Origin of the sequence: Steroidobacter flavus (genome assembly GCF_042651805.1) — a bacterium.
Lineage (GTDB): Bacteria > Pseudomonadota > Gammaproteobacteria > Steroidobacterales > Steroidobacteraceae > Steroidobacter > Steroidobacter flavus.
Genome location: NZ_JBHSDU010000003.1, coordinates 2,610,537 through 2,635,725, shown reverse-complemented (window position 1 = coordinate 2,635,725; position 25,189 = coordinate 2,610,537). Strand labels below are relative to the sequence as shown.

The 25,189-nt window shown below is 61.2% G+C and carries 23 protein-coding genes; 12 read left to right on the top strand and 11 right to left on the bottom strand.

Annotated features, from left to right (window positions below):
• Positions 1-6: 6 nt before the first annotated feature.
• Positions 7-900 carry a pirin family protein gene (locus ACFPN2_RS17065; protein ID WP_380598612.1) on the bottom strand — a complete coding sequence of 298 codons (894 nt, stop codon included), beginning with the start codon at positions 898-900 and terminating at the stop codon, positions 7-9.
• The gene (locus tag ACFPN2_RS17060) at positions 897-1,616 is read right to left on the bottom strand and encodes a pirin family protein (protein ID WP_380598610.1); all 720 of its coding nucleotides are present in this window, start codon (positions 1,614-1,616) and stop codon (positions 897-899) included. The genes ACFPN2_RS17065 and ACFPN2_RS17060 overlap by 4 nt, the downstream gene beginning before the upstream one ends.
• 159 nt (positions 1,617-1,775) lie before the next feature.
• On the opposite strand from ACFPN2_RS17060, the gene ACFPN2_RS17055 reads away from it, so the two are divergent.
• The 4 genes from ACFPN2_RS17055 (at position 1,776) to ACFPN2_RS17040 (ending at position 5,740) form a co-directional block, all read left to right on the top strand.
• Positions 1,776-2,276, top strand: coding sequence for an RNA polymerase sigma factor (locus ACFPN2_RS17055; RefSeq protein WP_380598608.1), 501 nt, complete (start codon positions 1,776-1,778; stop codon positions 2,274-2,276).
• A gap of 3 nt (positions 2,277-2,279) precedes the next feature.
• Positions 2,280-3,353: a FecR family protein gene (locus tag ACFPN2_RS17050; RefSeq protein ID WP_380598606.1), complete on the top strand. Its 1,074-nt coding sequence runs from the start codon at positions 2,280-2,282 to the stop codon at positions 3,351-3,353.
• 166 nt (positions 3,354-3,519) lie between these two features.
• Positions 3,520-4,890 (top strand): deoxyguanosinetriphosphate triphosphohydrolase family protein, encoded by a 1,371-nt coding sequence (locus tag ACFPN2_RS17045; protein ID WP_380598605.1) that lies wholly within the window; start codon positions 3,520-3,522, stop codon positions 4,888-4,890.
• Between the two features lie 28 nt (positions 4,891-4,918).
• Complete coding sequence (locus ACFPN2_RS17040) at positions 4,919-5,740, top strand: nucleotidyltransferase domain-containing protein (protein ID WP_380598603.1); 822 nt, start codon at positions 4,919-4,921, stop codon at positions 5,738-5,740.
• Positions 5,741-5,749: 9 nt separating this feature from the next.
• Here ACFPN2_RS17040 and treA read toward each other — a convergent pair whose 3' ends face one another.
• From treA to ACFPN2_RS17020, 4 genes are all read right to left on the bottom strand, one after another.
• Complete coding sequence (gene treA / locus ACFPN2_RS17035; RefSeq protein ID WP_380598601.1) at positions 5,750-7,321, bottom strand: alpha,alpha-trehalase TreA; 1,572 nt, start codon at positions 7,319-7,321, stop codon at positions 5,750-5,752.
• A gap of 59 nt (positions 7,322-7,380) precedes the next feature.
• Positions 7,381-10,119, bottom strand: a complete 2,739-nt coding sequence (locus ACFPN2_RS17030; protein WP_380598599.1) for a TonB-dependent receptor — start codon at positions 10,117-10,119, stop codon at positions 7,381-7,383.
• 196 nt (positions 10,120-10,315) lie between these two features.
• Positions 10,316-10,522 (bottom strand): SlyX family protein, encoded by a 207-nt coding sequence (locus ACFPN2_RS17025; protein WP_380598597.1) that lies wholly within the window; start codon positions 10,520-10,522, stop codon positions 10,316-10,318.
• Between the two features lie 14 nt (positions 10,523-10,536).
• On the bottom strand, positions 10,537-12,006 hold the full coding sequence (locus ACFPN2_RS17020; RefSeq protein WP_380598595.1) for a sensor histidine kinase: 1,470 nt from the start codon (positions 12,004-12,006) through the stop codon (positions 10,537-10,539).
• Positions 12,007-12,216: 210 nt separating this feature from the next.
• Between ACFPN2_RS17020 and ACFPN2_RS17015 the strand changes: the two genes are divergently transcribed.
• From ACFPN2_RS17015 to ACFPN2_RS16995, 5 genes are all read left to right on the top strand, one after another.
• Positions 12,217-12,447 carry an EF-hand domain-containing protein gene (locus ACFPN2_RS17015; RefSeq protein ID WP_380598593.1) on the top strand — a complete coding sequence of 77 codons (231 nt, stop codon included), beginning with the start codon at positions 12,217-12,219 and terminating at the stop codon, positions 12,445-12,447.
• 180 nt (positions 12,448-12,627) lie between these two features.
• Positions 12,628-13,818 (top strand): aldose epimerase family protein, encoded by a 1,191-nt coding sequence (locus ACFPN2_RS17010; protein WP_380598591.1) that lies wholly within the window; start codon positions 12,628-12,630, stop codon positions 13,816-13,818.
• Between the two features lie 188 nt (positions 13,819-14,006).
• A complete protein-coding gene (locus ACFPN2_RS17005; protein WP_380598589.1) occupies positions 14,007-14,876 on the top strand; it encodes a hypothetical protein in 870 nt (289 codons plus the stop codon).
• A 19-nt stretch (positions 14,877-14,895) separates the two neighbouring features.
• Entirely contained in the window at positions 14,896-15,339 is a 444-nt protein-coding gene (locus ACFPN2_RS17000) for a DUF6152 family protein (RefSeq protein ID WP_380598587.1), read from the top strand.
• Complete coding sequence (locus ACFPN2_RS16995; RefSeq protein WP_380598585.1) at positions 15,323-15,475, top strand: hypothetical protein; 153 nt, start codon at positions 15,323-15,325, stop codon at positions 15,473-15,475. Before ACFPN2_RS17000 ends, ACFPN2_RS16995 begins: the two co-directional genes overlap by 17 nt.
• 959 nt (positions 15,476-16,434) lie before the next feature.
• On the opposite strand, the gene ACFPN2_RS16990 is transcribed toward ACFPN2_RS16995, so the two are convergent.
• From ACFPN2_RS16990 to ACFPN2_RS16980, 3 genes are all read right to left on the bottom strand, one after another.
• On the bottom strand, positions 16,435-16,911 hold the full coding sequence (locus ACFPN2_RS16990) for a DUF6644 family protein (RefSeq protein ID WP_380598583.1): 477 nt from the start codon (positions 16,909-16,911) through the stop codon (positions 16,435-16,437).
• Between the two features lie 21 nt (positions 16,912-16,932).
• The gene (locus tag ACFPN2_RS16985) at positions 16,933-17,493 is read right to left on the bottom strand and encodes a DUF6644 family protein (RefSeq protein ID WP_380598581.1); all 561 of its coding nucleotides are present in this window, start codon (positions 17,491-17,493) and stop codon (positions 16,933-16,935) included.
• A gap of 104 nt (positions 17,494-17,597) precedes the next feature.
• A complete protein-coding gene (locus tag ACFPN2_RS16980) occupies positions 17,598-18,086 on the bottom strand; it encodes a nuclear transport factor 2 family protein (RefSeq protein ID WP_380598579.1) in 489 nt (162 codons plus the stop codon).
• 125 nt (positions 18,087-18,211) lie between these two features.
• On the opposite strand from ACFPN2_RS16980, the gene ACFPN2_RS16975 reads away from it, so the two are divergent.
• Positions 18,212-18,964 (top strand): EcsC family protein, encoded by a 753-nt coding sequence (locus ACFPN2_RS16975; RefSeq protein WP_380598577.1) that lies wholly within the window; start codon positions 18,212-18,214, stop codon positions 18,962-18,964.
• A 47-nt stretch (positions 18,965-19,011) separates the two neighbouring features.
• Here ACFPN2_RS16975 and purT read toward each other — a convergent pair whose 3' ends face one another.
• Positions 19,012-20,202 (bottom strand): formate-dependent phosphoribosylglycinamide formyltransferase, encoded by a 1,191-nt coding sequence (gene purT, locus ACFPN2_RS16970; RefSeq protein ID WP_380598575.1) that lies wholly within the window; start codon positions 20,200-20,202, stop codon positions 19,012-19,014.
• Positions 20,203-20,385: 183 nt separating this feature from the next.
• On the opposite strand from purT, the gene ACFPN2_RS16965 reads away from it, so the two are divergent.
• Positions 20,386-23,607 carry an amidohydrolase family protein gene (locus tag ACFPN2_RS16965; protein ID WP_380598573.1) on the top strand — a complete coding sequence of 1,074 codons (3,222 nt, stop codon included), beginning with the start codon at positions 20,386-20,388 and terminating at the stop codon, positions 23,605-23,607.
• A gap of 47 nt (positions 23,608-23,654) precedes the next feature.
• On the opposite strand, the gene ACFPN2_RS16960 is transcribed toward ACFPN2_RS16965, so the two are convergent.
• Complete coding sequence (locus tag ACFPN2_RS16960; protein WP_380598571.1) at positions 23,655-24,134, bottom strand: RidA family protein; 480 nt, start codon at positions 24,132-24,134, stop codon at positions 23,655-23,657.
• 65 nt (positions 24,135-24,199) lie between these two features.
• Between ACFPN2_RS16960 and ACFPN2_RS16955 the strand changes: the two genes are divergently transcribed.
• Complete coding sequence (locus tag ACFPN2_RS16955) at positions 24,200-24,880, top strand: GNAT family N-acetyltransferase (RefSeq protein WP_380598569.1); 681 nt, start codon at positions 24,200-24,202, stop codon at positions 24,878-24,880.
• The last annotated feature ends 309 nt before the right edge of the window (positions 24,881-25,189 follow it).

Genomic DNA, 25,189 nt, shown 5'->3' with positions numbered 1-25,189 from the left:
CCGAACCTACATCGGCTGAGCCGCAGGCGGAGGATCCTCCGGCAAAGGAATGAACTCCTTATCATCATCGACCGGCAGCTGAATCCGCCCAGCCTTCCAATCCGCCTTCGCCTGCTCAATCCGCTCCTTGCTCGACGACACGAAATTCCACCAGATATTCCGTGGACCCACCGCCTCGCCCCCGAGCAACATCACAATCGACGGCTCAACAGCCGTAATCGAAGGCATCGCACCGGGCGACACCACCGCCATCTGCCCGGTCTCATATCGCTCACCGTTGAGACGAACGGACCCCTTGGCGATATAAACCGCCCGCTCGCTATACCCACCGCACACATCCGTCGTCCGCCCCGCATCCAACTCGAGATGCACATAGAACAACGGCGAATGCGTCTGCACCGGACTGGTCATGCCATACGCCGACCCGGCGATGACCTTGACGCTCAAGCCCTGCTCCGCATGCGACGGCAACTGACCCGCGTCGAAATGCACGAAGCTCGGCGACGTTTCCTCCGCCGCCTCCGGCAACGCCACCCACGCTTGAATGCCGTTCAACGCACCGCCGGTGTCACGAATGCTATCGAAGCGCTCCGAATGACTGATGCCGCGACCGGCCGTCATCCAGTTCACTTCACCGGGCCGGATGGTCTGATGAAACCCGACGCTGTCCCGATGCACGATCTCGCCTTCGTACAGATACGTGATGGTGGAAAGGCCGATGTGAGGATGCGGCCTCACATCGGTCTTGCGCGGCACCTGGGGCGGAAAGTTCACCGGCCCCATGTGGTCGAAAAAGATGAACGGTCCGACCATGCGCCGCTTCGTCCAGGGCAGGACCCGGCCGACTTCGAAGCCGCCCAGGTCCTTGCGCCGGGAAGGAATCACCAACTCAATCGTCACTGCCGCACTCCAGGAACTCGCTGCAGATCGAACACTATCACTTCAGCGCCGTGACCATGAGTCAGCGACAACGCCGATGTGTCCGTCAGCGACAGCGCATCGCCGGCATTGAGCACGTTGCCATTCGCCGTCACCGTGCCGCGCGCCACGTGCAAATACACCTGACGATCGGCCGCGATCGGCAACTCCACCTGCTCCTCACCGTCGAACAAGCCGGCGTACACCTTCGCATCCTGGTGGATGCTGACCGAGCCGTTCGCACCATCCGGCGAAGCAATCAGTCGCAACTTGCCGCGCTTGTCCTCGGCCGGAAAGTGCTTCTGCTCGTAGCTCGGCTGCACGCCGCGCTGATTCGGCTGAATCCAGATCTGCAGGAAATGCACCGGCTTCTCCTGCGACGGATTGAACTCACTGTGAGTCACGCCCCGCCCCGCGCTCATGCGCTGAACATCGCCGGGGCGAATGGTCTCGCCCGTGCCCATCGAGTCCTTATGCGCCAGCTCGCCGTCCAGCACGTAGCTGATGATTTCCATGTCCCGATGCCCGTGCGTCCCGAAGCCCGCGCCGGCAGCGACGCGATCCTCGTTGATCACGCGCAGGGCGCCGAATTCGACGTGCCGCGGGTCGTAATAGTCGGCAAAGGAGAACGTGTGGAACGACTTCAGCCAGCCGTGATCGGCGTAGCCGCGTTCGTTACTGCGTCGGATGTTCTGCATGGTTGGCTCCTTGGTTTCGATGGGTCCAAGGTACGCCGCGACCGTCCTCGGAAATAGCACGCCCATGCGATAAATCTTATGCTCCCGGGCAGGTTTCGGCCCTCGCCCCCTCATAGCCCCTGAACCCCTCAGAAGCCATCCGGGAAACGTCGCGTCGCCATGTCCTCCGGCCGCAGCCAACGCATCGCCGAGTGGGCCCGCCATTGGAACGCGGGCCTGACGCGCTATCTGCGCCGTCGGCTGCCCGGCCGCATCGACCCGGAAGACCTGGCCCAGGAGGTCTACATCCGCCTGCTCCGGGTCGAACAGATCGAGCACATCAAGGAACCGCAGGCCTACCTGTACCGGGTCGCCAGCAACGTCGCGCAGGAATGGCGCATGCGCGCGGTCCACGCCCGGCCTCATAGCGACGCCGAGCTGGACACCCTGGTCTCAACCGCCACCCCGGAATCGCTGCTCGACGACGCCCAATTCAAGTCCCAGCTCGACGCGGCCCTGCAGACCATGACACCGATGGTGCGAGCGGTCGTGTACCTGAAGCTGCGTGAGGACATGTCTCACGACGAGATTGCCAGCCATTTGGGTGTGACGCCCCGGATGGTGCGAAGAATGTTGACTACCGGTTACGCGCAGCTCCGCGCAACCATCGAGTTCGATTGACCCATGCACCCCGATCAAGACACCACCTCAGACCCAGCCACGACGCACGCCCGGCAGTGCGCCGCGCATTGGCTGTCGGTGCTGTCGGACGAGCACTGCACCGAGGCCGAGCGGAGGCAGTTTTTCGTTTGGCTGCGCGCGTCGGGTCAGCACGTGGATGAGTTCTTGCGACTGAGTCGCCTCACGGGGCGCATGAGTCAGCGCGACTTGTGGCCGGAGATGGAAGTGGCCTCTCTCGTTGCGGCGGCCAAGGTCAGTGGCGAAGGAAATGTCACGCCACTCGATCAGCCGTCCGTTTTCGTCGCTCGTCCTGAACGCAAGGCGCTGCGCTGGTCGATGGCGGCGGCGGTGGCATGCGTGTTTGTTTTGGCTGGGCTGATTGCGGGGCGTTCGCAGATCGAACGGTGGTTCGCCCCGGAGTATGTGACGGCGGTGGGCGAGCAGCGGTCTATTACGCTGGAAGATGGATCGGTGGTTGAGCTCAACAGTCAGTCACGCTTACGCGCCCACTTCGAAGCTCACCTGCGCGCGATTGAGTTGTTGGGAGGCGAGGCGATCTTCCGCGTCTCCAAAGATCCCAACCGGCCGTTTCGAGTACGCACTGGCGCGACGGACATCGTCGCCGTCGGCACTGCCTTCAACGTCAAGGCGAACGACGCTCGAACGGTGGTGACTGTGTTGGAAGGTCGCGTTCGCGTGAATCAACGCGATGCCGCTGAGCGTTCAGCGGCTGCGACGGCCAAGGCCGTGAGTGAATTCGAACTCGCGGTCGGCGATCAACTCATCGTCGGCAAGGCCCAGCCAGCGATTCGCGTCTCCTTACGCGATACAGAGAAAGTAACGTCGTGGACCGAACGTCGGCTGATCTTCGAAGACACCCCACTGTCCGCAGCGGCTGCCGAGTTCGCTCGATATAGTCCTCGTGCAATTCGCATTGAAGATCCCTCCGTGGGCGAGCGGAAGATCAACGGCGTGTTCGATGCGACGGATCCGGCGTCGTTGGCTGAGTTCTTGAAAGGGGATGAGACGCTGGAGGTTCGCAGCGATGCTGACGGGTGGACCGTCAGCGCTCGCTAATTCTTCGCGCGCCAAAACACCGCGCGCAACGCGCGTAACTTGAGGCCGCGCGTTTCCCCGCGGATTGTGCGTTCGACAGCAATAGCAAGAAAGGGATCATATCGCCTGCCCATTCGATCTTAGTTCAGCAGGACCGTGCTTAACCGAGCAACTTAGGGAGTCCTCCGTGCTGACCTGGGAAAAACTGCTGAACAACGTTCGCCGAAAGGATCTCCATGGACCCGCGGAATCGACGGGCACTCGAGGCGGCAGAACGGAGTGCGAGCGAGATTACGATCGCATTCTCTTTGCGACTCCGACACGGCGGCTAGCCGACAAGACTCAAGTGTTCCCGATGGAGGTCAACGATTCTGTCCGCACACGGCTGACCCATTCTCATGAAGTAAGCAATCTGGCTCGCAGTATCGGTGTCCGTCTGGCCTTCGAACACGCCGACGCAGTGTTCGGTCCGGACCATGAAATGTTGCAGGTCAAGCGAAATGTCCCCTCCATGCTGGCGGCGGTCGGTTTAGCTCATGACCTTGGCAATCCACCCTTCGGCCATCAGGGAGAGATAGCGATTCAGCAGTGGTTCCAAGAAGGTAAGGCAGGCGCCGATGTCCCGATCGATTTTCTGGAGTTCGATGGCAACGCACAAACCTTCAGACTGCTCACCCGACTACAACTGCTCAATGATAAGTTCGGCTTGAACCTGACGTTGGGAACACTAGCCGCCCTCGTCAAATACCCCAGCATCTATGGTTCATCGGATAAAGGAGGGTTCAAGAAGTACGGGATTTTCCAAAGCGAGGGGCAGATTGTCGAAGAGGTGTGGCACCAGACTGGCCTGGCGCCCGGAATAAGACATCCGCTCGCGTACGTCATGGAAGCTTGTGATGACATCGCCTATTCGGTCATCGATGCCGAGGACACGGTCAAGAAAGGCTACGCCTCCTTCTACGATCTGATGGATTTCCTGCAATCATTCGGTGGCGGCGACCGGGCAATAGGGAATGTCGTCGAGTTTTCGCAAGCGAAGAACAAACAGTTCAAGCTGGAGCAACTCAGCTCGCGCGAGCTGAATGATATGTCCATGCAGATGTTCCGCGTGAAAGCGATCCATGAAATGGTTCAGGCAGCGACGGAAACTTTCGTCGACAACATCGGCAAGATGATGGCAGGGACCATCGGGCCTGGTTTCGAGCTGATCAAGAACTCGCCTTGCACACAGCTTTGTAAAGCCGCCAAGGAATTTGCGCGTCGCCACGGATTTCAGCACAGGGAGGTGCTGCGTCTCGAACTGAAAGGCAACCGGTACATCAAGAGCATGATGGATACGCTTTGGCGCGCGATTCTGCGCGGTAACGACCCGAACAGCCCATTCGAACGGTTCGTCTTCGGCGAGATATCGGAGAACTATAGAAGAGTCTATAGTGCCGCTGGCGGCTCGGCGTACGCACGTTGTCAACTGCTGTGCGATGTGCTATCGGGAATGACTGAGTCCTATCTGATGCACAAGCACGCTGAGTTCAGTTCTTTAGATAATGCAGCCACTTAGACCACAACCTGTCGACTCGCTGGAGAATTTGCGTAGTCGCGTCGAGCGATTGCTAAGGTTCGGCGACGTTCCGCAACGCGAAGATCAGCAAGGATCGCTGGACATTGATACGCGGGTGGATCCGGAAGTGGCGATTCCTCATCCAAACAAGAGCATTGTCGAGTTTCTGGACTTCGTGTCCGATGTAGTACCCGATGGAGACGTGTATCTTTTCGGTGGCGTGCTCAGGGATGTTGCGCTGTTCGGCTACCGTGGCTTCGCCTCCGATCTTGATCTCGTCGTCGAGGGCGATTGGGACCACTGTGTCAAATATCTTGCCTCGCTGGGCGCTCATCAGAACAAGTTTGGTGGCTTCCGATTGGACGTGGCGGGCTGGCCCGTCGACATTTGGAACGCGACCGACACCTGGGCGATAAGGCAAGGTCTTGTCAGATACCACGGCATCGCATCGCTGACGGAAACCACCGTACTGAACTGGGATGCAATCCTCATGAACTGGAGGACCGGCGCATTCGTATGCCGAGAAGGCTACCTGGAGGACCTGCGGGAACGAACGCTCGACGTCGTGTTGGTAGCCAACCCCAATCCGCTAGGCATGATCGTAAGAGTCTTCAGGCATCTGTGTTCCAAGGAGGCCCGAAGGGTCACCAGCGCGGCCGCGAAATTTCTCACCGAGTCCACTACCAGATACAGCTACACCGACATTGTCAACGCAGAGCGCCGGAGCTACGGCAATTCCATGATCAAGCGAGATACTTACAAACTCTTCGAACAGATGAACGACAGCGAGGCCACCAGCTTTAGCCTCGGCGCTATCGAGATCCATCGAGGAGAACTACAGCTGGTCTGACGCGACGGCTCACTCCGCCAACTTCGGATACATCGCCAACAGCTTCCGAAGCACGCCGTTGGTCCAGCCAAACCCATCCTGCAACGGATACTCCCCGCCGCCGCCGGCCTGATCTGAAAGGACGTCGTACTTCTCCACCAGCTTGCCGGTGGCCTTGAACACTTGCAGGTTCTTGCCAACCCAGCGCTGAGCAATCGTCGCCGCGAGTTGTTCCTCTCCGTAATTCTTCAACCCTTTGATAGCCAGCCATTGCAGCGGCGCCCAGCCATTGGGCGCATCCCATTGCTCGCCCGAAGACACAGTGGTCGTCGCGACGCCATGGGGCTTCAACAAGGTAGTGCGCACAGTCGTCGCGACCGCCTTGCCCTGCTCCTTGCTGGCCGCATTGAAATACAGCGGATACACCGTCGCCGCCGTCACCTGCGGGCTCAATTTCTTCGCGCGCCAATCGTAGTCAGTGAACGCGCCCGCTTTCGTGTTCCACAAATATTTCGTGATCGCGGCCTTCCGCGCCTCGGCCTTGCCTTTCATCTCTTTGGCGCACGACGTATCGGCCGTCACTTCACAGCCCTTGGCGATGGTCCGTTCCAATTGATACAGCAGGCTGTTCAAATCCGGCGGGATCAAATCCGTCGTGTGAATGGTCGCGAGCTCCTTCCCAGCGAACCAGCGAGAGCTGAAATCCCATCCGCTCTCCGCAGCCGCGCGTAAATTGCGATAGATCTCCGGCGACCCCGCGACCTTCGCCGTCGCGACGTCCTCTTTGTAGGCTTCCTCGCGCGGCACATTCCGATCGTCGTAGTAACGATTCAGCACCGTGCCATCGGCGAGCTTCACGACACGTCGATGCGAAGAGCCCGGCTTGAGCGCCGAGGCGCCGTCCATCCAGAACTGATATTCGCGAATCAGCTGCGGCAGATATTTCTTGTAGACCGACTCCCCTTCCTCATCCGCCGCCAGCTCGATCATCGCCGCGAAGAACGGTGGCTGCGAGCGGCTCAGGAAATAACTGCGGTTGCCATTGGGGATGTGGCCGAATTGATCGATCAGCCAGCCGAAGTTGGCGATCATGTCCATGGTCAGATCGTGCCGGCCGCTTTCTTCCAGGCCTTGCATGGTGAAGTACGAGTCCCAGTAATAGATCTCGTTGAAGCGCCCGCCGGGCACGATGTAGCGATATGGCAGCGCTATGCGCGAGGTGTATTCGCGCTGGTCTTCGGGCTTGCGCTCGAGCACTTTCCAGAGTGCGTCGATGTGGTGGCGGACGTCCTGCCCGGCGACGGTGTGGAAATCGGACGCGACGTTGGGCGGCGGCGAGAAGCGTTCGGCGACGAACTTTTTCAGGTCGAAGCCCGGCTGCCCTTTGAGCTGGCGATACTCGCTCAGGATCCGCTCGGGCGGTCGGTTGGGCAGCGCGTCGGTGAACGACTTGCTGTCGGGGAACACGGCATTGAGCTGCACGTCCTTGAACAGCTCCCCATAAATATCGGCCGGAGTGGGCACGGCTTCCTGCGCCGACGCGACGGTCGCGCCAGCCAACCAAACACCCATGCAGGCGACTCTCAGAACGTTTTGAAGCATGCCTCGCAGTGTCAACCCGGACGGCGGACACTGCAAGGCGCAAGGATCGCAAATCACGGTCAGGGCCAGCGATATGTAACCGAGCCCATGAAGGAACGGCCGAACAACGGGCGCACCATATAAATGTTGCCGATCCCGCCCGAGCCCACGTCGGTGCGGGGATTGCCTTCGGTCAGGCCGACCTCGTCGGTGAGGTTGTCGCCGGTGACCTGGATCGTCCAGTTGCCGCCGACATCGAACATCACCCCGGCATCCAGCTTGTTGTACTTGGGCAGCTCGATGGTGTTCTCGTCGTTCGCGTAACGCTTGCCCGCATACGTGTAAGTGAAGTACACGCGCGCCGCTCCATCCATGAACGTATACGTCGGCGTGATGCGCGCCATCGTCTTCGGGATGCGACGAATGACGTTGCCGGTGTTGCCCGCCGCCGAGCCCGTGAACCCTTCGTACGTCGGATCTTGCTGAGTGATGCTGAAACGAATGCCCAGCGCATCGAGCGGCTGGAACTCACCTTCCAACTCGACACCTCGCGTGCGCGTCTCGGCGCGACGGACGATGGTACTGCCATTGGAAAGAATGTCCTGGAACGGCACGTTGTCGAACTCGGTCTGGAACAACGTCGCGAACACCACCAGCCGCTCGATCGACGCCTTGTACCCCAGCTCGATGTTCGTGACCTGATCCTTCTGCGTCACGCCGTTACGCACATCGTCGAAGTGCGGCAGCTTGGCCGAGTCGGTGTAGTGACCGAACAGCCCCTGATGTGGCGTGAACTCGTAGTTGAAGCCGATGGAAAAACCGGTGTTGTCGAAGTCCTCGTCGACAGTACTGCGGTTCGCGCCGATCAACGAAACGCTGCGGTCGTACGTCGTCGCCGGATTGCCATCGAGGTCGGTGGGCACACCCGGCGCCACTTCCTGCGAGCCCGCGCGAATCGTTCCCTTGATATCCTGCCTGTCGTAGCGAACGCCAAAATCAAAACGCAGCGCGTCCGTGACTTGCCACTCGTCCGCCGCATACAGCGAGTACGCCGTCGCGTCGTAGTCGGTGAGCAAGTTGAACGTCGAGTACTTCGTGAAACCATTCGGGTCAGTGACGCCCGGCAGCGCGAGACGACGCGGTTGGTCGCTCACATCCATCAGGATCAGATTGCCCAGGCTCCACGCATCCTTCATCGAATAATCGGCCACATACAAACCGAACGTCACCGCGTGCGTATCGAGCTTCAAGTTGAGGCGCAGATCGTCCTGGATCGCGTCGTATTCCTTGTTCACCACCCAATGGCCGTGGTTCTGCACTAACTGATTCGCCGCGTACGAAGCGCCGCTCGAAATCACACTGTAGTTCGCAGCCACACCGCGAGCAGCCGCAAAGGCGGCGCCGGTTACAGGGGCCGCGTCGGGAAAGATGCCGTCGAAGCGCACTTCGCCATCGGTGTAACGCAACAGATTGGTCATCGAGACCGTGTCGTTGAATTCCCAGTTGAGCTTGCCGCCGATCGTGGCGAGCTGCGGATGGATGCCATCTTCCAGATTCGAGCCGCGCAAGCCCACTTCAGCGGCGGTCACCGGCAAGCCCGCACGAGCCAGATCTTCGCTGTGCAATGAATAGGTGCCGGCGTCCGCGCCATTCAAGCCGCGCGGATCGGACGGATTACCCGTCAACGGAATCGGCACGACGAACAACGAACGATCGTCGATGTACTTGCCGAAGAATTCGATGCTGCCGTTGTCGAACTTGCGCCCGACCTTCACGCGAAACTGCCCGCCTTCGTCGGCGGCATACCCCGGATCGCGAACGCCGTCGGACGTTCGATAGTAACCACCGAGCGCGATGCCCCAGTCATCGCCGAGCGGCGCGCTCCAGGCAACGTCGGCGCGATACATGCCGTAATCGCTGAAGCCCAGCTTCATCGAGCCCCGCGCGGTGTCTTTCGCAGATTGAGTGACGAAGTTCACCGTGCCGCCGACCGCGCCAGCTGTGAAGATCGGCGCTGTGCCACCACGCAATGCTTCGACACGTTCGATGGTGTCGTCAACGCGCACGAACTGATCGGGGTTGTAGAACGACAGCTCGAACACGGGATAGATCGGGATGCCGTCTTCCATCAAGCCGACGTAGCGATAGCCGCCGTCTTGAATGATGCCGCGGGCAAACACGTTGCCTTGTGTCGTACCGGACGTCGATTCCACCCAGAAGCCCGGCACCGCCGAAATCAAATCGGCGGCGCTGGACGGCGCCTGCTGAGCGATGTCTTCGGCGTTGAACGTGGAGATCGCTACGCTTGAATCGAACTTGGTGCGCTCCGCAACGGCGGTGCCCGTGACAATCACTTCTTCCACACCGAACAAAGAATCGGTCGGGGCCTGCTCGCCACCACCGCCTTGTTCTTGCGCTTGAGGCAACGGCACTGTTTCCGTCGCTTGCGCCAGTCGCATTGGCGCAGCCATCGACGTCCGCTGAATAGCTGCTTCGGGGCGCGTGGGCGCGGCGGTGCTGATCGCAACGGTCTTGGCGTTCACGCGCCGATATTTCAGACCGGTGTTCTCGAGCAGGCGCTGCAAAGCTTCCTGGCGCGTGTAGGAGCCGGCGAGCGCGGGCGCTTCACGGCCTTTGCCGATGTCGGAATAAAACACGACTTGATCGCCGCTCTGTTGCGCATATTCACGCAACGCCTGCGACAGCGGCTGAGCCGCGATGTTGAATTCCTGGCGCGTCTGATCGACGGTCGTTGGATTCGCCGTCGTCTGAGCCAGAACCGAGCCGGCCGACGCGACCGCCAGCAGCGATGCGATCATTGCACGCAGCATGTATCCCCCGATTAGAGTTGTAGCAGCTCGTTCGTCGAGCCGTTGCCAGCTATGAGGGGGTGAGGGCACAAAGCTGCCCTGTTTCTATTGACGCGGGATCCGGGCATCCTGCACGGCCCCGCGTGGCGAGTCGGCAAAAGGCGTGACTTTTGCCTCCGCCTGGGGCTGCCTGATCATGCTCGGCTCAATAGTGAGGTGGTCGTTCTTGTTCGGGCGTATACACAGTGTGCTCGGTCATGGCGGCCTCCATTTTGCCGTTCAATGCGTCCAGCTTGGCGCGCAGCGCGTCGATCTCCTGTTGCTGGCGATACACGACTTCGCTCAGATCGTTATTGGCACGTTCCAGATAAGCGATCTTCAACTCGATCCGCTCGATGAATTCGGCATTCATGACATCACCTGCGCTCACCCGACCGCCCTCAACATGACATTGGCATGGGGCTTGGGCAGCGAAAAACTAAACGTGGCACCTTTGTTAGGCTCGGCGTGCGCCCACACATTGCCGCCGTGACGGGTCACGATTCGTTGCACGATGGCGAGCCCGACGCCCGAGCCTGGATATTCACGCGCGCCGTGCAACCGGCGAAAGACCCCGAACAGATTCGAACTGAACGCGCTGTCGAAACCGACGCCGTTGTCACGAATCTCATACACCAGACGCTCGCCTTCTTCGCGTCCGCTGACCACGATGTGCGGGCTCTCCACCTTGCTCGTGTACTTCACCGCGTTGTCCAGCAGATTCACCCACACCTGGCGAATCAAACCTTCGTCGCCGCGCGCCGCCGGTAACTCGCCGATCTCGATGGTCGGCATCACCGCTTCATTCAACCGCGTGCTACGCGCCTGCTCGGCTGCGTATTTCGCGAGCGAGGCCATGTCGAGTCGCCCGAAGTCCAACGATTGGCGGCCGCAGCGTGCGAACTCGAGCAGATCGTCGATGAGCGACGCCATGTGGGCGACGTTGGCGCGAATGCGTTGCAGATGATGCCGCGTGTCGGCGCTGATGCTCTTGGTCTTGTCCTCCATGACCAATTGCGAGAATCCATCGATGGCTCGCAACGGCGCCCGCAGATCGTGCGAGACCGAATAGGAAAACCCTTCCAGATCGTTATTCGCCGTGCGCAGCTCGTGGGCCTGACGCTCCAGCTCGACATTGAGCTCGCGGATTCGTTGCGTCGAGCGCTTCTGTTCCATGAGTTGCTCTTCCAGCTCGTGGTTGGCCTGATTGGCGCGATCGCGCTCCTGGCGCAACTCCTCGGCGAGCGACTCGTTCTCGATCGCGAGCCGAATCTGACGCTCGATCGAATCGGTCTGCCGTTTGGCGATCACCAGCACCACGGGGATATAGACCATGAACGCCAGCGCGACTGCTACTCGATCCCCACCCAGCCACAACTGCGTGACGATGTAGGGCAGGCAGAACGGAATCAACAGACAGGCATAGGCATTGCGCACCGGCGCCTGCGAGCCCATGCCCGCCGCCGTGCAGCCGATGAAGAACACGGACATCACAATCTCTCGGGTCGGATCGTGCGGCAGAAGAAACGAGCCGGCGATCGACCAGGACGCACCGCCCAGGACCGCGGCCGCCATCATCGCCCGACGCCAGCGATGGGTCTCCGCCAGGCCGCGTGGCCGGCGCAAATAAGTCGCGGCAATCCGCCAACGTAGTAGCAACACCAACAACAACGCCGCGTACCAGATCAGCGCCGGGCCCCAACCATGGTCCTCCATGGTCAGCCAGACCATCATGGCACCGATGACGACGCTGGCGGTCAGCGGCGACGTAGTCAGACGACACATGAGCGCGACCTGCTCGCCCAGGACGCGCGCCTCGATATGCTCGCGGGTGGAAGTAGTGACGGCTTCGGCCATCCGGACAGCTCCTTGGCCGTACCCATTTAACAGTCCCTATTATGGGTGGCCGCCGCCCCAACACAACTGGCCAAACATGCGGATAGACCCGGTGCGAAACATGCCAGTTCGCCCCCGCCGGGGGCAGGAGTAAGATGCGCCGGGGGCCGCGCCGGAACCTTGCCGCGTCGGCGCCATTCACTAGAGACCGTAGGTTAGGAAGGAAGCATCATGACCCGATTCTCTCGCATGTCCGCACTGGCGGCCTTGGGCGCTCTGGTAGCCACCGGCGCGCTGGCGGCGGACGCCAAGCCGACTTTCGAGTCGCTGGATAAAAACGGCGACGGCAAGATCAGCCTCAGCGAGGCCTCGAACAACGACGCCCTGTTCGTCGCGTTCAAGAGCCTGGACACCAACAAGGACGGTGAGCTGACGCGCGACGAGTTTGCCAAGTACAAATAATTTGAACTAGCGGCGCGGGCCCGCGCGGCCCGCGCCCGACTGGCCGGACAAGGATACGTTCGCCCACGCAGGCTCATCTTCAAACAGATGGACCTGGGCCTTCCGGCAATGTCTCCCCCTTGTCCTGTCAGGCCTGCCCGGGTCGGATAGTATTTTGTCGTCAACGTCGGGGGATAACACATGAAGAATGAGTTCTCGTCGTCCACGTTCCGTTGGTTGGCCTGCGTGGTGCTCGCAACCGCACTCGTCGGTTGCAGCAAGCCGCCGCCGGCACCGCCCAAAGCTCCGCCGACGCCTCAGGAAAAATCCAAGAACACGATCAGCAAGTCCGCCTTCGGCACCCTGCCCGACGGCACCGCCGTTGACTTGTTCACGATGGTGAACGCGAACGGCATGGAAGTGCGCGCCAGCAACTACGGCGGCATCATCACCGCGCTGCTGGTTCCCGATGGCACGGGCAAGACGACCGATATCACGCTCGGCTTGAAAACATTCGACGACTACGTGAAGAACCCGCCGTACTTCGGCGCCATCATCGGCCGCTACGGCAATCGCATCGGCAAGGCGCAGTTCAAGATCGACGATCAGACCTACAAGCTGCCGAAGAACGACGGTCCGAACACCCTGCACGGCGGCCTGAAAGGGTTCGACAAAGTGGTGTGGCAGGCCGAGCCGTTCGAAAAGGAAGATTCGGTGGGCGTGATCTTCACGTACACCAGCAAGGACGGCGAGGAAGGCTTTCCGGGCAACCTGCAGACACGCGTGACTTATACGCTCACGGACAAGAACGAGCTGTCCTTCGACTATCATGCCACCACCGACAAGCCGACCGTGGTGAATCTCACCCAGCACGCTTATTTCAATCTCGCCGGCGACGGCAACGGCGACGTGCTCGGGCACGAGTTCACCATCTATGCGAACGAATATACGCCGGTAAATAAACTGCTCATCCCGACCGGCAAGATCGAGCCCGTGACCGATACGCCGTTCGACTTCCGCAACAAGGTGAAGCTCGCCGACCGCGTCAATGTCGACAACGAGCAGATCAAATTCGGCAAGGGCATCGACCACAACTTCGTGCTGAAGAAAAAGCAGCCGGGCCTGACACTGGCGGCCCGCGTCTCTGAACCGTCCACCCGACGCGTGATGGAAGTGCACACCACCGAGCCCGGCGTGCAGTTCTACAGCGGCAATTTCCTGGACGACACACTCGCCGCGAAATCCGGCAAGCCGTACGGCAAGCACAGCGGCTTCGCCCTGGAGACTCAGCACTTCCCCGATTCGCCGAATCAGCCCGCGTTTCCCAGCACGGTGCTGCGTCCGGGTGAGGAATACAACAGCAAAACGGTCTATACATTCAGCGTGCGTTGAGCGCGAATCCGCGTCGCGCACAGCGGAATCTTCACATCTCTTGACGCCGAAAGGGCCTCGGCCACTTTCGATCATTTAATAATCTCGGCGCCGCCTCCGGCGCCGATTTTTCTTGACACGCGTTTCATTGACACGCCCCTCGCGCGCGTTGTTTTATCGCTCGCAAATTCACGGGGGAGACTCACTTAATGAAGAGTGTTCTGACGCGCGCGATCGCAATGGCGCTGGCCGTTTGCGTTTCATCCGTCGCCGTCGCGGCACAGCCCGCCAAGGGCCCGCGCACCAAGGACGGCAAGCCTGATCTGAACGGCATCTGGCAGGCCCTGAATTCCGCCAACTACGACCTCGAACCGCACGCCGCGCGTGCCGCGATGGCGCTGGTGCCTGGTCAATTCGTTCCCGTGCCCGCTCCGCAGGTCGTCGCCCTCGGCGCCGTCGGCTCGGTGCCCGGCGGCCTCGGCGTCGTCGATGGCGACGCGATTCCATACACGCCGGCGGCGCTCGCGAAGAAAAAAGAAAATCAAAAGAACTGGCTCGAGCTGGACCCGGAAGTGAAGTGCTATCTGCCGGGCGTGCCGCGTGCCACGTACATGCCGTATCCGTTCCAGATCTTCCAGAGCAACTCGCAGACGTTCATCGCGTATGAATATGCGGGCGCGGTCCGGAACATTTACATGAAAGACCCCGGCCCGCCGCCGGCGGATTCCTGGATGGGCCAGTCGGTCGGCAAGTGGGACGGCGACACCCTGGTCGTCGAAGTCACCGGCTTCAACGATCAAACCTGGTTCGACCGCGCCGGCAATCATCACAGCGACAAGCTGAAGGTGACCGAGCGCTACACGCAACGCGGCCCGGATCACCTGTGGTATGAAGCAACCATCGAAGATCCCGAGACGTTCACCCGCGCGTGGAAGATCGCCATGCCGTTGTATCGTCGCGTCGAGCCGAATGCTCAGTTGATGCAATTCAAGTGCGTGGAGTTCGTCGAAGAGCTGATGTACGGCCATCTGCGCAAGAAACCCGCCACCGAAGGCGCCCCGCCGCCGGCGAAGAAATAGTCTCTCCGAGGAAAGGAATATGCGTACCAAACTTCTCATCGCCGCCAGCGCCGCTGTGGCCAGCACCGTACTCGGCAGCGCCGTCGCCTACGCCCACCACGCCTTCGCCGCCGAATTCGACGCCAACCGCCCGGTGAACCTTCGCGGCCCGGTCACCCGCATCGAATGGATCAATCCCCACGCGTGGATCCACATCGAGAACAAAAAGCCCGATGGGACTGTTGAAGCGTGGATGGTTGAAGGCGGCACGCCTAACACGCTGCTCCGTCGTGGCATCACCAAGGACTCACTGAAGATCGGCACGGAGATTGTGGTGCGCGGTTATCAGTCGAAGGACGGGTTGTGCAAACCAAAGTGTCGCGCCAACGGGCGCGACGTGACGTTCCCGGATGGGCGGAAGCTGTTCATGGGATCGTCGGGAACGGGCGCGCCGAAGGATGGGTCGGATGAGAGTGAGAAGTGAGCACTTCGGTGCTGCCTTGAGCACTCGTGAAAAAATCGCGCTGGGTGTGTCTGGTGCGATCGTGCTCGCCACTGTGGGTTACTGGGTGGTGCAGATTAGCGATGTCATCTCGGCGTTGAAGATGGCTTACGGCTAATTGTTAGATACCTCGGCGGGTTTCGCTGAGGTTGCTGTCAGAGGCGTCGGTGGTCTGCGTCGCTTGGGCGCTTAATTGAGACGTTGCTGCCGGAGGGCGTCGGTGGTCTGCGCCGCCTGGGCGCTTGATTGAGACGTTGCTGTCCGAGGCGTCGGTGGTCCGCGTCGTCGTGCGGGTCTATCTCCTCCTGGCACCGTGCTCCCCTACTGCCTTCGCTATCGCTCGGCCCGTTGGTCCCATCCCTGGGCGCACTGCCCCGAAAAGGTCCTCTTTTTCGAGGCTGCCAGGAGGAGATAGACCCTCCCGACGCCGCCGATGCGGTTGAGCGGAGCTCAGCCAAGCGAACTTCGTTTCGCAATAACGCGCTCTACGAGCGCTGGGCGTTTCTTGCTGTCGCTCGAAACTGGGAATAGCGCTCACATTGAGCGCATCAGCGCCCGCGGCGCCAGCTAGCGGCCGCGCTATGCGCGGGCCGCAACTGCCGTTGCGATAACAATTGAACTCAAGTAACAGCCACGCTCATCAGAGCGGCGCGCGAAGCGTAGCGGCGCGCGAAGCGTAGCCGCGCACAGTGGCGACAACGATCAAGCTCAAATCAATAGCTAACCGTGGAAGAGCGGCCGCGCCCAAACGCGGCCGCAACGACAGTGACGACAACGATCACGTTCGCTTCTGAGTTGAGGGTCGCAGGGTCGGAGCAAAGTCACGCGCGAATGCGCAGTTGACGTAGAGGGCGGCGACAGGGTGGGGGATCTCCTCCCCGGCAATTGGATCCACCCAGGGACGGTGGTCCGATAGCAGCTACATGGATGTACAGCAACGGCGCCCGCGTCAGCGGGAGCGAAGCGTAGCGACGGCGTGTGCGCGGTGCCGGGGAGGAGATCCCCCACCCTGGCGACGCCGGACCACCGACGCCTCCGATCCGACTCCGACTGCAACCTCAAAAACGGCAACAGCCGTCAGCCGGAAAATCCGATCCACCGCCCCGACGCGGCGACGAGAAACCAAACCGACATCGACGCAACCGCCATGAGCTTGAGCGTCACAGGCTTGAGCGCCGAGTGGTCCCCACGAAGTAACGGCTGCTTAAGCGTGAAGACAAACAAAACACCCACCGCAAGCGCAACCATCTTGGTCCAATAAAAAACATTGTGATAACACTTGGTAGCCACACCCGCGAGCATCGGCACCCCAGTCAATAAGAGCACCCACAACCCCACCTTGAACCACCGATGCGCCTGCTCCGTCACCACGTTCGACGGCACATCCCGCAGGATCACGTTCAACAATCGCAGGTCCTGCGCCAGCACCGTGCCACCGAGCAGCGCCAGTCCCATCAAATGAACCGCCTCGACGATCGCAAACGTCGCCGGCAAATCCTTCATGAAGACACCGAGCCTCGACGCTTCCAGCCATTCAAAAAACGACAGCAACATGAGCGGTTCCCCTGATGATGCTTACTCGGCTGCCACGCAGCCGGCCGCCCAATCGACGAAGGCGGGATTGTCGCCACCGCAGTCGAACCAGTCGTAGGCGATGAAGCGGCCGGTCATGATCACTCCGCACCACAACGCCAGCGACAACCCCGCCGCGATTCGCGCCCGCCGCGGCGCCACCGCTTTCAAGTCCCACGAATTCTTGGAAGCGAGTAAATAACCTCGGAACAGCCACGCATTGATGGCCGCCGCGATCAGCAGGATCACTTTGATACGAAACCACAGACTCTGCGTGGTGCGCACGGGAATGGCGGAGAACAGCAGAATCCCCGTGATGAACATGATGGAGAAGCCGAGCAGCATCGGTTTATCGAGCCGTTCGGCGATCTTCGACGCCGGCACGTGCGCGAACGCCAGCCCGAGCATGCGCAGATCGACCACCGCCAGCATGCCGAAGCTGAGCATCAGCGTCATGACATGCGTTGTCTCGATCCAGTTGTACATGTAGTAGGACTCGTGCAGCCCCACGCTGAAGGAGCTTTCGCCCAGCCACTCAGCGAATCGTAGTAACGCCGAATTCACGCGGTATCCCCCCGATGACAAATTCATTCTAGTCGGGGCCGCCGGCGCGGGCGGACAAGAAATATCAATGTCTGTCCGCGCCGGGTGAAGATCAGGCCAGGAAATCAGGGTTTCGCCACAGCCGGCGGCGGAGGTGTATCGCCCTTCACCTGGCGCGCCTTGAACCGCCAGCCGTTCGGGGTTTTTACCAGAACATCGGTGTACAGCCCCGTGCTCGCGATGGACGGCGGCTTGGTGCTCACGTCGAGCAGCATCAGCATCACCGTGCCGTTCGCGCCTTCGGCCGACGGGGTGATGCGCAAGTTCGAATTCCAGTGGCGACGATTCGCGCCATTCATCCTCTCGCGCCACAGCTTCACGAATCCCGCCAGCGCCTCCTTGCCAGTGAACCGCGTATTGAACGATCCGTCCGGCGTGAATGTCGCCGCCCACGCCTCGCCGTCACCCGAATCGATGGCGTGGTTGTACGTTGCGTAAAGCTGCTCGATGTCGATGTAGTCCTGCGTCGTGAGATCCGCCGCGTTCGCTGATCCCGCAACGGCAAGCGCGACGATGGCCGTCGCGCGAGTAAAGAAACGAGCGAGGGTGTTCATGAGGTGTCCTTGTTGGTTGTAGTGAGTTCGATGCGTCAGCGTGAATGGTAGCGCACAGCTTGCGTTTTTCAGGCGCGGCCGCTGCATGTCTTGCAGAGCAGAAACAAACGCGGCATGGTCACGTCATGAGCGCTTACGAAACCCAGGCTCTGGAGGAGCTGCGTCGCTGGCAACACGAGATGCAGCGTCCGCCCGGCCTATGGAATCGCGCGACCAGCGGCGTTCAGCGCAAAATCAACAGCTATATTCCAGAGAAAGTGCACGCCAGCGTCACCGCCGTGATCAAACAAATGACGCGTGCCGTGCTCGGCGGCTCGAACTTTATCGCGTCGGCGCCGCTGCTCGAAGGCAGTCTGGAGGATCGCGAAACTCGCGTGCGTGCGACGGTGGATCGATACCGGAAAACAGCGGCCATCGAAGGCGGCATCACCGGGGCCGGCGGCTTTCTGATGGGGCTGGCCGACTTTCCGCTGCTTCTCAGCATCAAGTTGAAGATGCTGTTCGAGATCGCAGCGCTGTATGGCTTCTCCGGTGAGGACTATCGAGAGCGGCTGTATCTACTTCACATCTTCCAGCTAGCCTTCTCCAGCGACACACATCGCGCCGACGTGTATCAGAAGATGCAGCGCTGGCATGAACAAAGTGCGACGCTGCCGAACTCGATCGACGAGTTCGACTGGCGCAAGTTTCAGCAGGAATATCGCGACTACATCGATCTCGCGAAGCTGGCGCAGCTGCTGCCCGTCATCGGCGCACCGGTGGGCGTGATCGTGAACAACAGTCTGCTGAGGAAGCTTGGCGTCACCGCGATGAACGCGTACCGGATGCGCTGGTTCGAACGACCAGCGCTCGTTGATACAAGCTCCGCGCAGCCTTAGCGCCTAAGGCAAGAGCCGGCCGGCCGCTTCGCGGCGGCCTGAGCCCGTCAAGACAGACGGACGCCTTCTAATAAGGTCTGAGTCATCGCACGAGCCTTAGCACGAGCTTCATCGATGCTCGAACCAAGCGCAAGTGACACCCCCATGCGTCTCTGACCATGCACCTCCGGCTTACCAAACAAACGCACCGCTGTATCCGGCTGCGTGAGGGCGCGGTCGACATTTTCGAAGCGAACGTTCTTCGACTCGCCTTCGACCAGCAGGGCACACGAAGCAGCAGGCCCTTGCTGTCGAATAGCCGGAATCGGCAACCCGAGAATGGCGCGGGCGTGCAGCGCGAACTCGGACAGATCCTGCGAGATCAAGGTCACCAGGCCGGTGTCATGCGGCCGGGGCGACACTTCGCTGAAATAAATCTCATCGCCCGCGACAAACAGCTCGACGCCGAAGATGCCATTGCCGCCGAGATTCTCCGTCACCGCATGCGCGATCCGCTGCGACTCCTTCAGCGCGGCGTCACTCATGGGCTGCGGCTGCCAGGACTCGCGATAGTCACCGTCGATCTGCAAGTGACCGATGGGCGCGCAGAAGCTGGTCTGACCGTTGTGACGCACCGTCAGCAGCGTGATCTCGAAATCGAACTTGATGAAGCCTTCGACGATGATGCGCCCGGCGCCGGTGCGCCCGCCTTGCTGCGAATATTTCCAAGCGTGCGGAATATCTGCTTCGGTTCGCACCGTGCTCTGACCTTTACCGGACGAGCTCATCACCGGCTTCACCACGCACGGCATGCCGATATCGCGAACCGCCTGGAGATATTCCTGTTCCGTATCGGCGAAACGGTACGGCGACGTGCGGATCTTCAGCTGTTCCGCGGCCAGGCGCCGGATGCCTTCGCGATCCATCGTGAGTCGCGCCGCCCGCGCGGTCGGCACCACGGTGAATCCTTCTTTCTCCAGCTCGATCAGCGCCGGCGTGGCGATCGCCTCGATCTCTGGCACGATCAGCTGCGGCCGCTCCAGCTCGACGACCTGTCGAAGCGCGACCGGGTCGAGCATGTTGATGACGTGCGAGCGATGCGCCACCTGCATGGCCGGCGCGTTCGGATAACGATCCACCGCGATGACTTCGCAGCCATAGCGCTGCAACTCGATCACGACTTCCTTACCCAGCTCGCCCGAGCCGAGCATCATGACGCGGGTGGCGGAAGACGAAAGCGGAGTGCCTAGAGTAGTCACGGTAATTGCTCAACGGAGGAGTAGACCGCGAAGTATCGGGCCGATGGCGATTGCATACAACAAGCCAGATTCCCTAGCGAGTTGGTCTTGCGACCACCAGGCCCGTCTCGCTCAGGGTAGTCGACTTGTCCGGCTGGCGTTTGTCGTCTTAGTCTTCGCCCTTTCGTCAGCGAAAGGATGATCATGCCTCGTTCACGCCTGCTGCTGGGAACGCTGCTCGCCACACTCGCCGCTGCCTCACATGGCGCGGAGGAAGGCAAGAAAACCTGGGACGTGAACGCGCCGCCCGGCGAGCGCCGCGAGATCCCGATCGATGTGCGCACCGGCACGTGGATGAGCGTGGACGTGAGTCCGGACGGCAGCCGCGTCCTGTTCGATCTGTTGGGTGACATCTACGAGCTGCCCATCGCCGGCGGCGACGCCAAATCGCTCACCTCCGGCCTGGCCTGGGACATGCAGCCGCGCTACTCGCCCGATGGCAATAGCATCGTGTTCACGTCGGATCGCGCCGGCGGCGATAACCTGTGGCTGATGGATCGCAACGGCAATGCGCCCCGCCCGCTCACCAAGGAAGAGTTTCGTCTGCTGAACGATCCGGCCTGGCATCCCAACGGTCGTTACGTGGCTGGCCGCAAACATTTCACGACGCGCCGCTCGCTCGGCACCGGCGAGATCTGGATCTACAACGTCGACGGCGGCGACGGCGTGCAGGTCGTGAAGCGCCCGAACGAGGACTATCAGAAGGAGCTCGGCGAGCCGACCTTCTCGCCCGACGGCAAATATCTCTATTACACACAGAACGCCACGCCCGGCAATCGCTTCGCCTACGCGCAGGACGTGAACGACGAGGTGTTCTCGATCAAACGTCTCGAGCTCGCCAGCGGCGAAACATCCCCTGCCGTCACAGGTGCGGGCGGCGCCGTGCGTCCGACACCGTCGCCCGATGGCCGTTATCTCGCATTCATTCGTCGCCTGCGCACGCCCGAGGCATTGAAGACGGCGCTGTACACGCAAGACCTGCGCTCCGGCGAAATCAAACTGATCTACGCCGACCTTGATCGCGACATGCAGGAAACCTGGGCCGTCAACGGCCTGTACCCGCGCATGGACTGGACGCCCGACAGCAAGTCGCTCGTGTTCTGGGCCGGCGGCGCTATCAAACGTCTGGATATCGCTTCACTAACGGTGCACGACATTCCCTTCCACGTCACCGGCACGCGCGCTTCGATCGCTCCACCTCGCTTCCAAGTCGACGTAGCGCCGGATCAAGTGCAGGCACGCATGGTTCGTTTCGCAACCGTGTCGCCGAACGGTCAGCGGGTCGTGTATGAATCGTTTGGCCGTCTGTGGATTCGCGATGTCGGCGGCGGCACCGCGCGGCAGCTCACCAGCGATGGCGACAACGCGTTCGAACTATTTCCTTCGTGGTCCCGCGATGGCAAGAGCCTCGTCTTCGTACGCTGGAACGACACGACGCTAGGCGAGATCCGCGTCGTCAGCGCCGGCGGTGGAAAATCGCGCGTCGTCACCAAGCAGCCTGGTCACTACTATCAACCGCGCTTCACGCCGAAAGGCGATGCCATCGTCGTGCAACGCGCGGCGGGCGGTTATCTCACATCGCCGAACTGGTCGGTCGCGCCCGGCCTGTATCGAGTGCCGACGGCCGGCGGTGAGTTGCAGAAGCTCACAGACACGGGTCGCAATCCGCACTTCGTCGATTCGTCCGATCGCATTTACTACACCCAGGATGCCGATCCCGCGAAGGAAGCCGAGCCGGCGCATGAACTGGTCAGCGTCGACGCTGAAGGGCAAGACCGTCGCGTCCACGCGCGCTCGAACTACGCGAGCCGCATCGAAGTCTCGCCGAGTGGCGAATACGTGGCGTTCCGCGAGAACTTCCAGGTCTACGTCGTGCCGATGCCGCCCGGAGGAACGCTCGATCTGTCTCCCAAGACGAAGTCGGTCCGTACCGTGCGCGCTTCGGAGATTGGTGGCGATTATTTGAACTGGACCGATGGCGACACGTTGACCTGGACCCTCGGCCCAGCCTTGTATCGCGGTGAAATGTCGGCGCTGTTCCCGAAGGCGACTGCGAACGCCGAGCCCGCGGCGGTGTACGGCCAGCGCGTCGCCGATCTCAGCAGCGCTCGGCCCGCCGACAAACCCACCGGCGTCGTGGCGCTCACGGGCGCACGCATCATCACGATGAACGGCGATCAAGTCATCGACAACGGCGTGATCGTGATTCGTAACAATCGCATCGCTGCCGTCGGCGCCGCGAGTTCGGTGCAGATTCCAGCCGACGCAAAACGATTGGATCTCGCCGGCAAGACGGTGATGCCAGGAATCATCGACATCCACGCGCACGGCCCGCAAGGCGTCGAAGACCTCATTCCTCAACAGAACTGGTCCGCGCTCGCGCATCTGGGGTTAGGTGTCACCACCGTCCACGATCCGTCGAACGCCGCCACCGAAGTCTTCGCCGCCGCTGAGTATCAACGCGCCGGTCTCGTCCCCGCGCCGCGCATCTTCTCGACCGGCGACGTCGTCTATGGCGCCCGCTCCGAAGGCCTTGCCGACATCGGCAACATCGACGACGCCCGCCATCACATTCAACGCCTCAAGGCGCAAGGCGCGATCTCCGTGAAGAACTACAACCAGCCGCGTCGTGAGCAACGACAAATGGTTGTTACGGCTGCGCGCGAGAACGGAATGATGGTGGTCGCCGAAGGTGGCTCGCTGTACCCGATGGACATGACCATTATCGCGGACGGCAACACCGGCCTCGAGCACAACAATCCGCCCCAACATTTCCATGACGATGTCCTGCAGTTCTGGCCGAAGACCGGCGTCGGTTACACGCCGACGTTGGTTGTGACTTACGGCGGGCCGGGCGCGGAATTCATGTTCTATCAAGAGTCGGATGTCTGGGCGCATCCATTGCTGTCGAAGTACGTGCCGCCTCACATCGTGCAGCCCCGCTCTGTGCGCCGTCAGATGGCGCCGAAGACGGACTATCAACCCATTCTCGACTCGGTCGCGAATGCCAAGAAGCTGATGGAGTCGGGTGTGTCAGTGCACATCGGCGCGCACGGTCAGCGCGAGGGGCTGGGGTCGCACTGGGAAATGTGGGGCTTTGTGATGGGCGGCATGTCGCCGCTGCAGGCGCTGCAGACTGCAACCATTCAGCCGGCGCAGTACATGGGACTCGACAAGGATCTCGGCTCGATCGAAGCCGGCAAGTTGGCCGATCTACTCGTGCTGGATGGGAATCCGCTCGAAGACATCCGGGTGACGGACGATATTTCGTACGTGATTCAGAACGGGCGCATCTATGAGGGCGGCACGCTCACAGAGAAGCTGACTGGCGAGCACAAGCTCGCACCGTTGTACTGGCAGAAATAGCCACGACGGGTCGCTGCGGCCAACCGCCGCAGCGACCCTCGTCGAAATCAGCGGCCGCGTTTTTGAGGAAGGTAAGCGATGCACTCCAGCTCAACGCGAGCATTCATCGCCAGGCCGTTGGCCCCGAGCGCGCTGCGCGCCGGGAACGGCTTCTTGAAAACCTCACGATAAATACTGTTGAACGCGCCCCACTCGCTGATGTCCGCCAGGAACACGGTGCACTTCACTACATCGTTCAATGTCGCACCGTTCGCTTCCAGCACGCGCTTCACATTGGCGAGCACCTGACGCGACTCCGGCTCGATGCCGCCGGGCGGCAGCTTGGCGGTGGCGGGGTCTTCGCCGATCTGGCCGGACAGAAACAGAAAGTCACCGGCATGGACGGCCTCGGAAAACGGCCGGTCCAGCTCCAGCGCTCGCGGCGAATTCAGGAACTGCGGCTTCTCGGTCGCGCCGCTGCTCACGGCGGCCAGCAGCGACAGCGCGCCGACGATCATGCTCAACCCAACCCGATTGTGAATCAGCATAGGCGACCTTCCGGTATTCTCGTTCGTGGTGACCGACAGCTTAGCGCTTCGGATAAAATTGTGGCATGCCAGCCATCCTCGACAACCCCATCTGGTCCGCCCTGACCACCGCGCAGGCGCACTTTGCCATCGGCGGGCCCGTCGCGAAGCGCTATCCCGCCGACGTCGCCCCCTTCATCGCCGCCCCCGAGCCCACTGCCGCAGCCGCCGAAGCGCTGGCCGAGCTGGTGTCCCCCGGCGAGATTGTGAACATCATCAGCCTCACCCCCAAGCTCGACCAAGGCTGGGAACTGCTCGCCACCGGCAACATCGTGCAGATGGTCTGGCGTGACGACGCCGCCCCGCCCGCCGAGGACTCAACAGGCATCGTGCCGCTCAGCGACGCCGACGCCCCCGACATGATGGGGCTCACCGCGCTGGTGTTCCCTGGCTACTTCCGTCGCCGCACGCCCGAGATGGGCGAGTACTTCGGCATCCGGCAAGATGGCCAGTTCGCCGCGATGGCCGGCGAGCGTATGAAAGTGCACGGCTACGAAGAGATCAGCGCCGTCTGCACGCATCCCAATTTCACCGGGCGCGGTTATGCCGCGCGCTTGATCAATCACCTCGTCGCGAAACAGCTCGCACGTGGCATCGTGCCGTTCCTCCACGTCAACGAAACAAACGCACGCGCGCGTGCTTTGTATGCTCGCCTCGGCTTCGCGGACCGGGCGACGCTGCCGCTGTGGCTAATGAAACGGGTTTAGCGGCGCACTTAACAAATTTCCTCCCAGCGCGGCATTTTTGCGGGCGACTCGCCGCATTTGTGTGCTGATCTTCTCGGTTTCCCGCAGCGCGCCCCGCTAGTCTCTCGCCCCGCGCTGCCGGCCCTGGCCCGGCAGCGGGGACGCCAGGGCCTGTTAACACTCATTGGATGGGCTGCGACGAGCTATTGCGGTTCAGGGCTAGGCGCGACGACCGCCGTGTACTCTCTGTACATAAGGGAGGAGTAACGACGGCCTGAACCGCAATAGCTCGTCCCATATAAGGATATTTATTCATTAAATGGGTTGCGC

Coding starts and splice junctions, on each gene's coding strand:
- ACFPN2_RS17060 (WP_380598610.1), bottom strand. CDS start 1,616: ATGCAGAACATCCGACGCAGTAACGAACGCGGCTACGCCGATCACGGC.
- ACFPN2_RS16995 (WP_380598585.1), top strand. CDS start 15,323: ATGAGAGTGAGAAGTGAGCACTTCGGTGCTGCCTTGAGCACTCGTGAA.
- ACFPN2_RS16965 (WP_380598573.1), top strand. CDS start 20,386: ATGCCTCGTTCACGCCTGCTGCTGGGAACGCTGCTCGCCACACTCGCC.
- ACFPN2_RS17005 (WP_380598589.1), top strand. CDS start 14,007: ATGAAGAGTGTTCTGACGCGCGCGATCGCAATGGCGCTGGCCGTTTGC.
- ACFPN2_RS16975 (WP_380598577.1), top strand. CDS start 18,212: ATGAGCGCTTACGAAACCCAGGCTCTGGAGGAGCTGCGTCGCTGGCAA.
- ACFPN2_RS16990 (WP_380598583.1), bottom strand. CDS start 16,911: ATGTTGCTGTCGTTTTTTGAATGGCTGGAAGCGTCGAGGCTCGGTGTC.
- ACFPN2_RS17050 (WP_380598606.1), top strand. CDS start 2,280: ATGCACCCCGATCAAGACACCACCTCAGACCCAGCCACGACGCACGCC.
- ACFPN2_RS16980 (WP_380598579.1), bottom strand. CDS start 18,086: ATGAACACCCTCGCTCGTTTCTTTACTCGCGCGACGGCCATCGTCGCG.
- ACFPN2_RS17010 (WP_380598591.1), top strand. CDS start 12,628: ATGAAGAATGAGTTCTCGTCGTCCACGTTCCGTTGGTTGGCCTGCGTG.
- ACFPN2_RS17015 (WP_380598593.1), top strand. CDS start 12,217: ATGACCCGATTCTCTCGCATGTCCGCACTGGCGGCCTTGGGCGCTCTG.
- ACFPN2_RS17025 (WP_380598597.1), bottom strand. CDS start 10,522: ATGAATGCCGAATTCATCGAGCGGATCGAGTTGAAGATCGCTTATCTG.
- ACFPN2_RS17030 (WP_380598599.1), bottom strand. CDS start 10,119: ATGATCGCATCGCTGCTGGCGGTCGCGTCGGCCGGCTCGGTTCTGGCT.
- ACFPN2_RS17000 (WP_380598587.1), top strand. CDS start 14,896: ATGCGTACCAAACTTCTCATCGCCGCCAGCGCCGCTGTGGCCAGCACC.
- ACFPN2_RS16960 (WP_380598571.1), bottom strand. CDS start 24,134: ATGCTGATTCACAATCGGGTTGGGTTGAGCATGATCGTCGGCGCGCTG.
- ACFPN2_RS16955 (WP_380598569.1), top strand. CDS start 24,200: ATGCCAGCCATCCTCGACAACCCCATCTGGTCCGCCCTGACCACCGCG.
- ACFPN2_RS17020 (WP_380598595.1), bottom strand. CDS start 12,006: ATGGCCGAAGCCGTCACTACTTCCACCCGCGAGCATATCGAGGCGCGC.
- ACFPN2_RS17055 (WP_380598608.1), top strand. CDS start 1,776: ATGTCCTCCGGCCGCAGCCAACGCATCGCCGAGTGGGCCCGCCATTGG.
- treA (WP_380598601.1), bottom strand. CDS start 7,321: ATGCTTCAAAACGTTCTGAGAGTCGCCTGCATGGGTGTTTGGTTGGCT.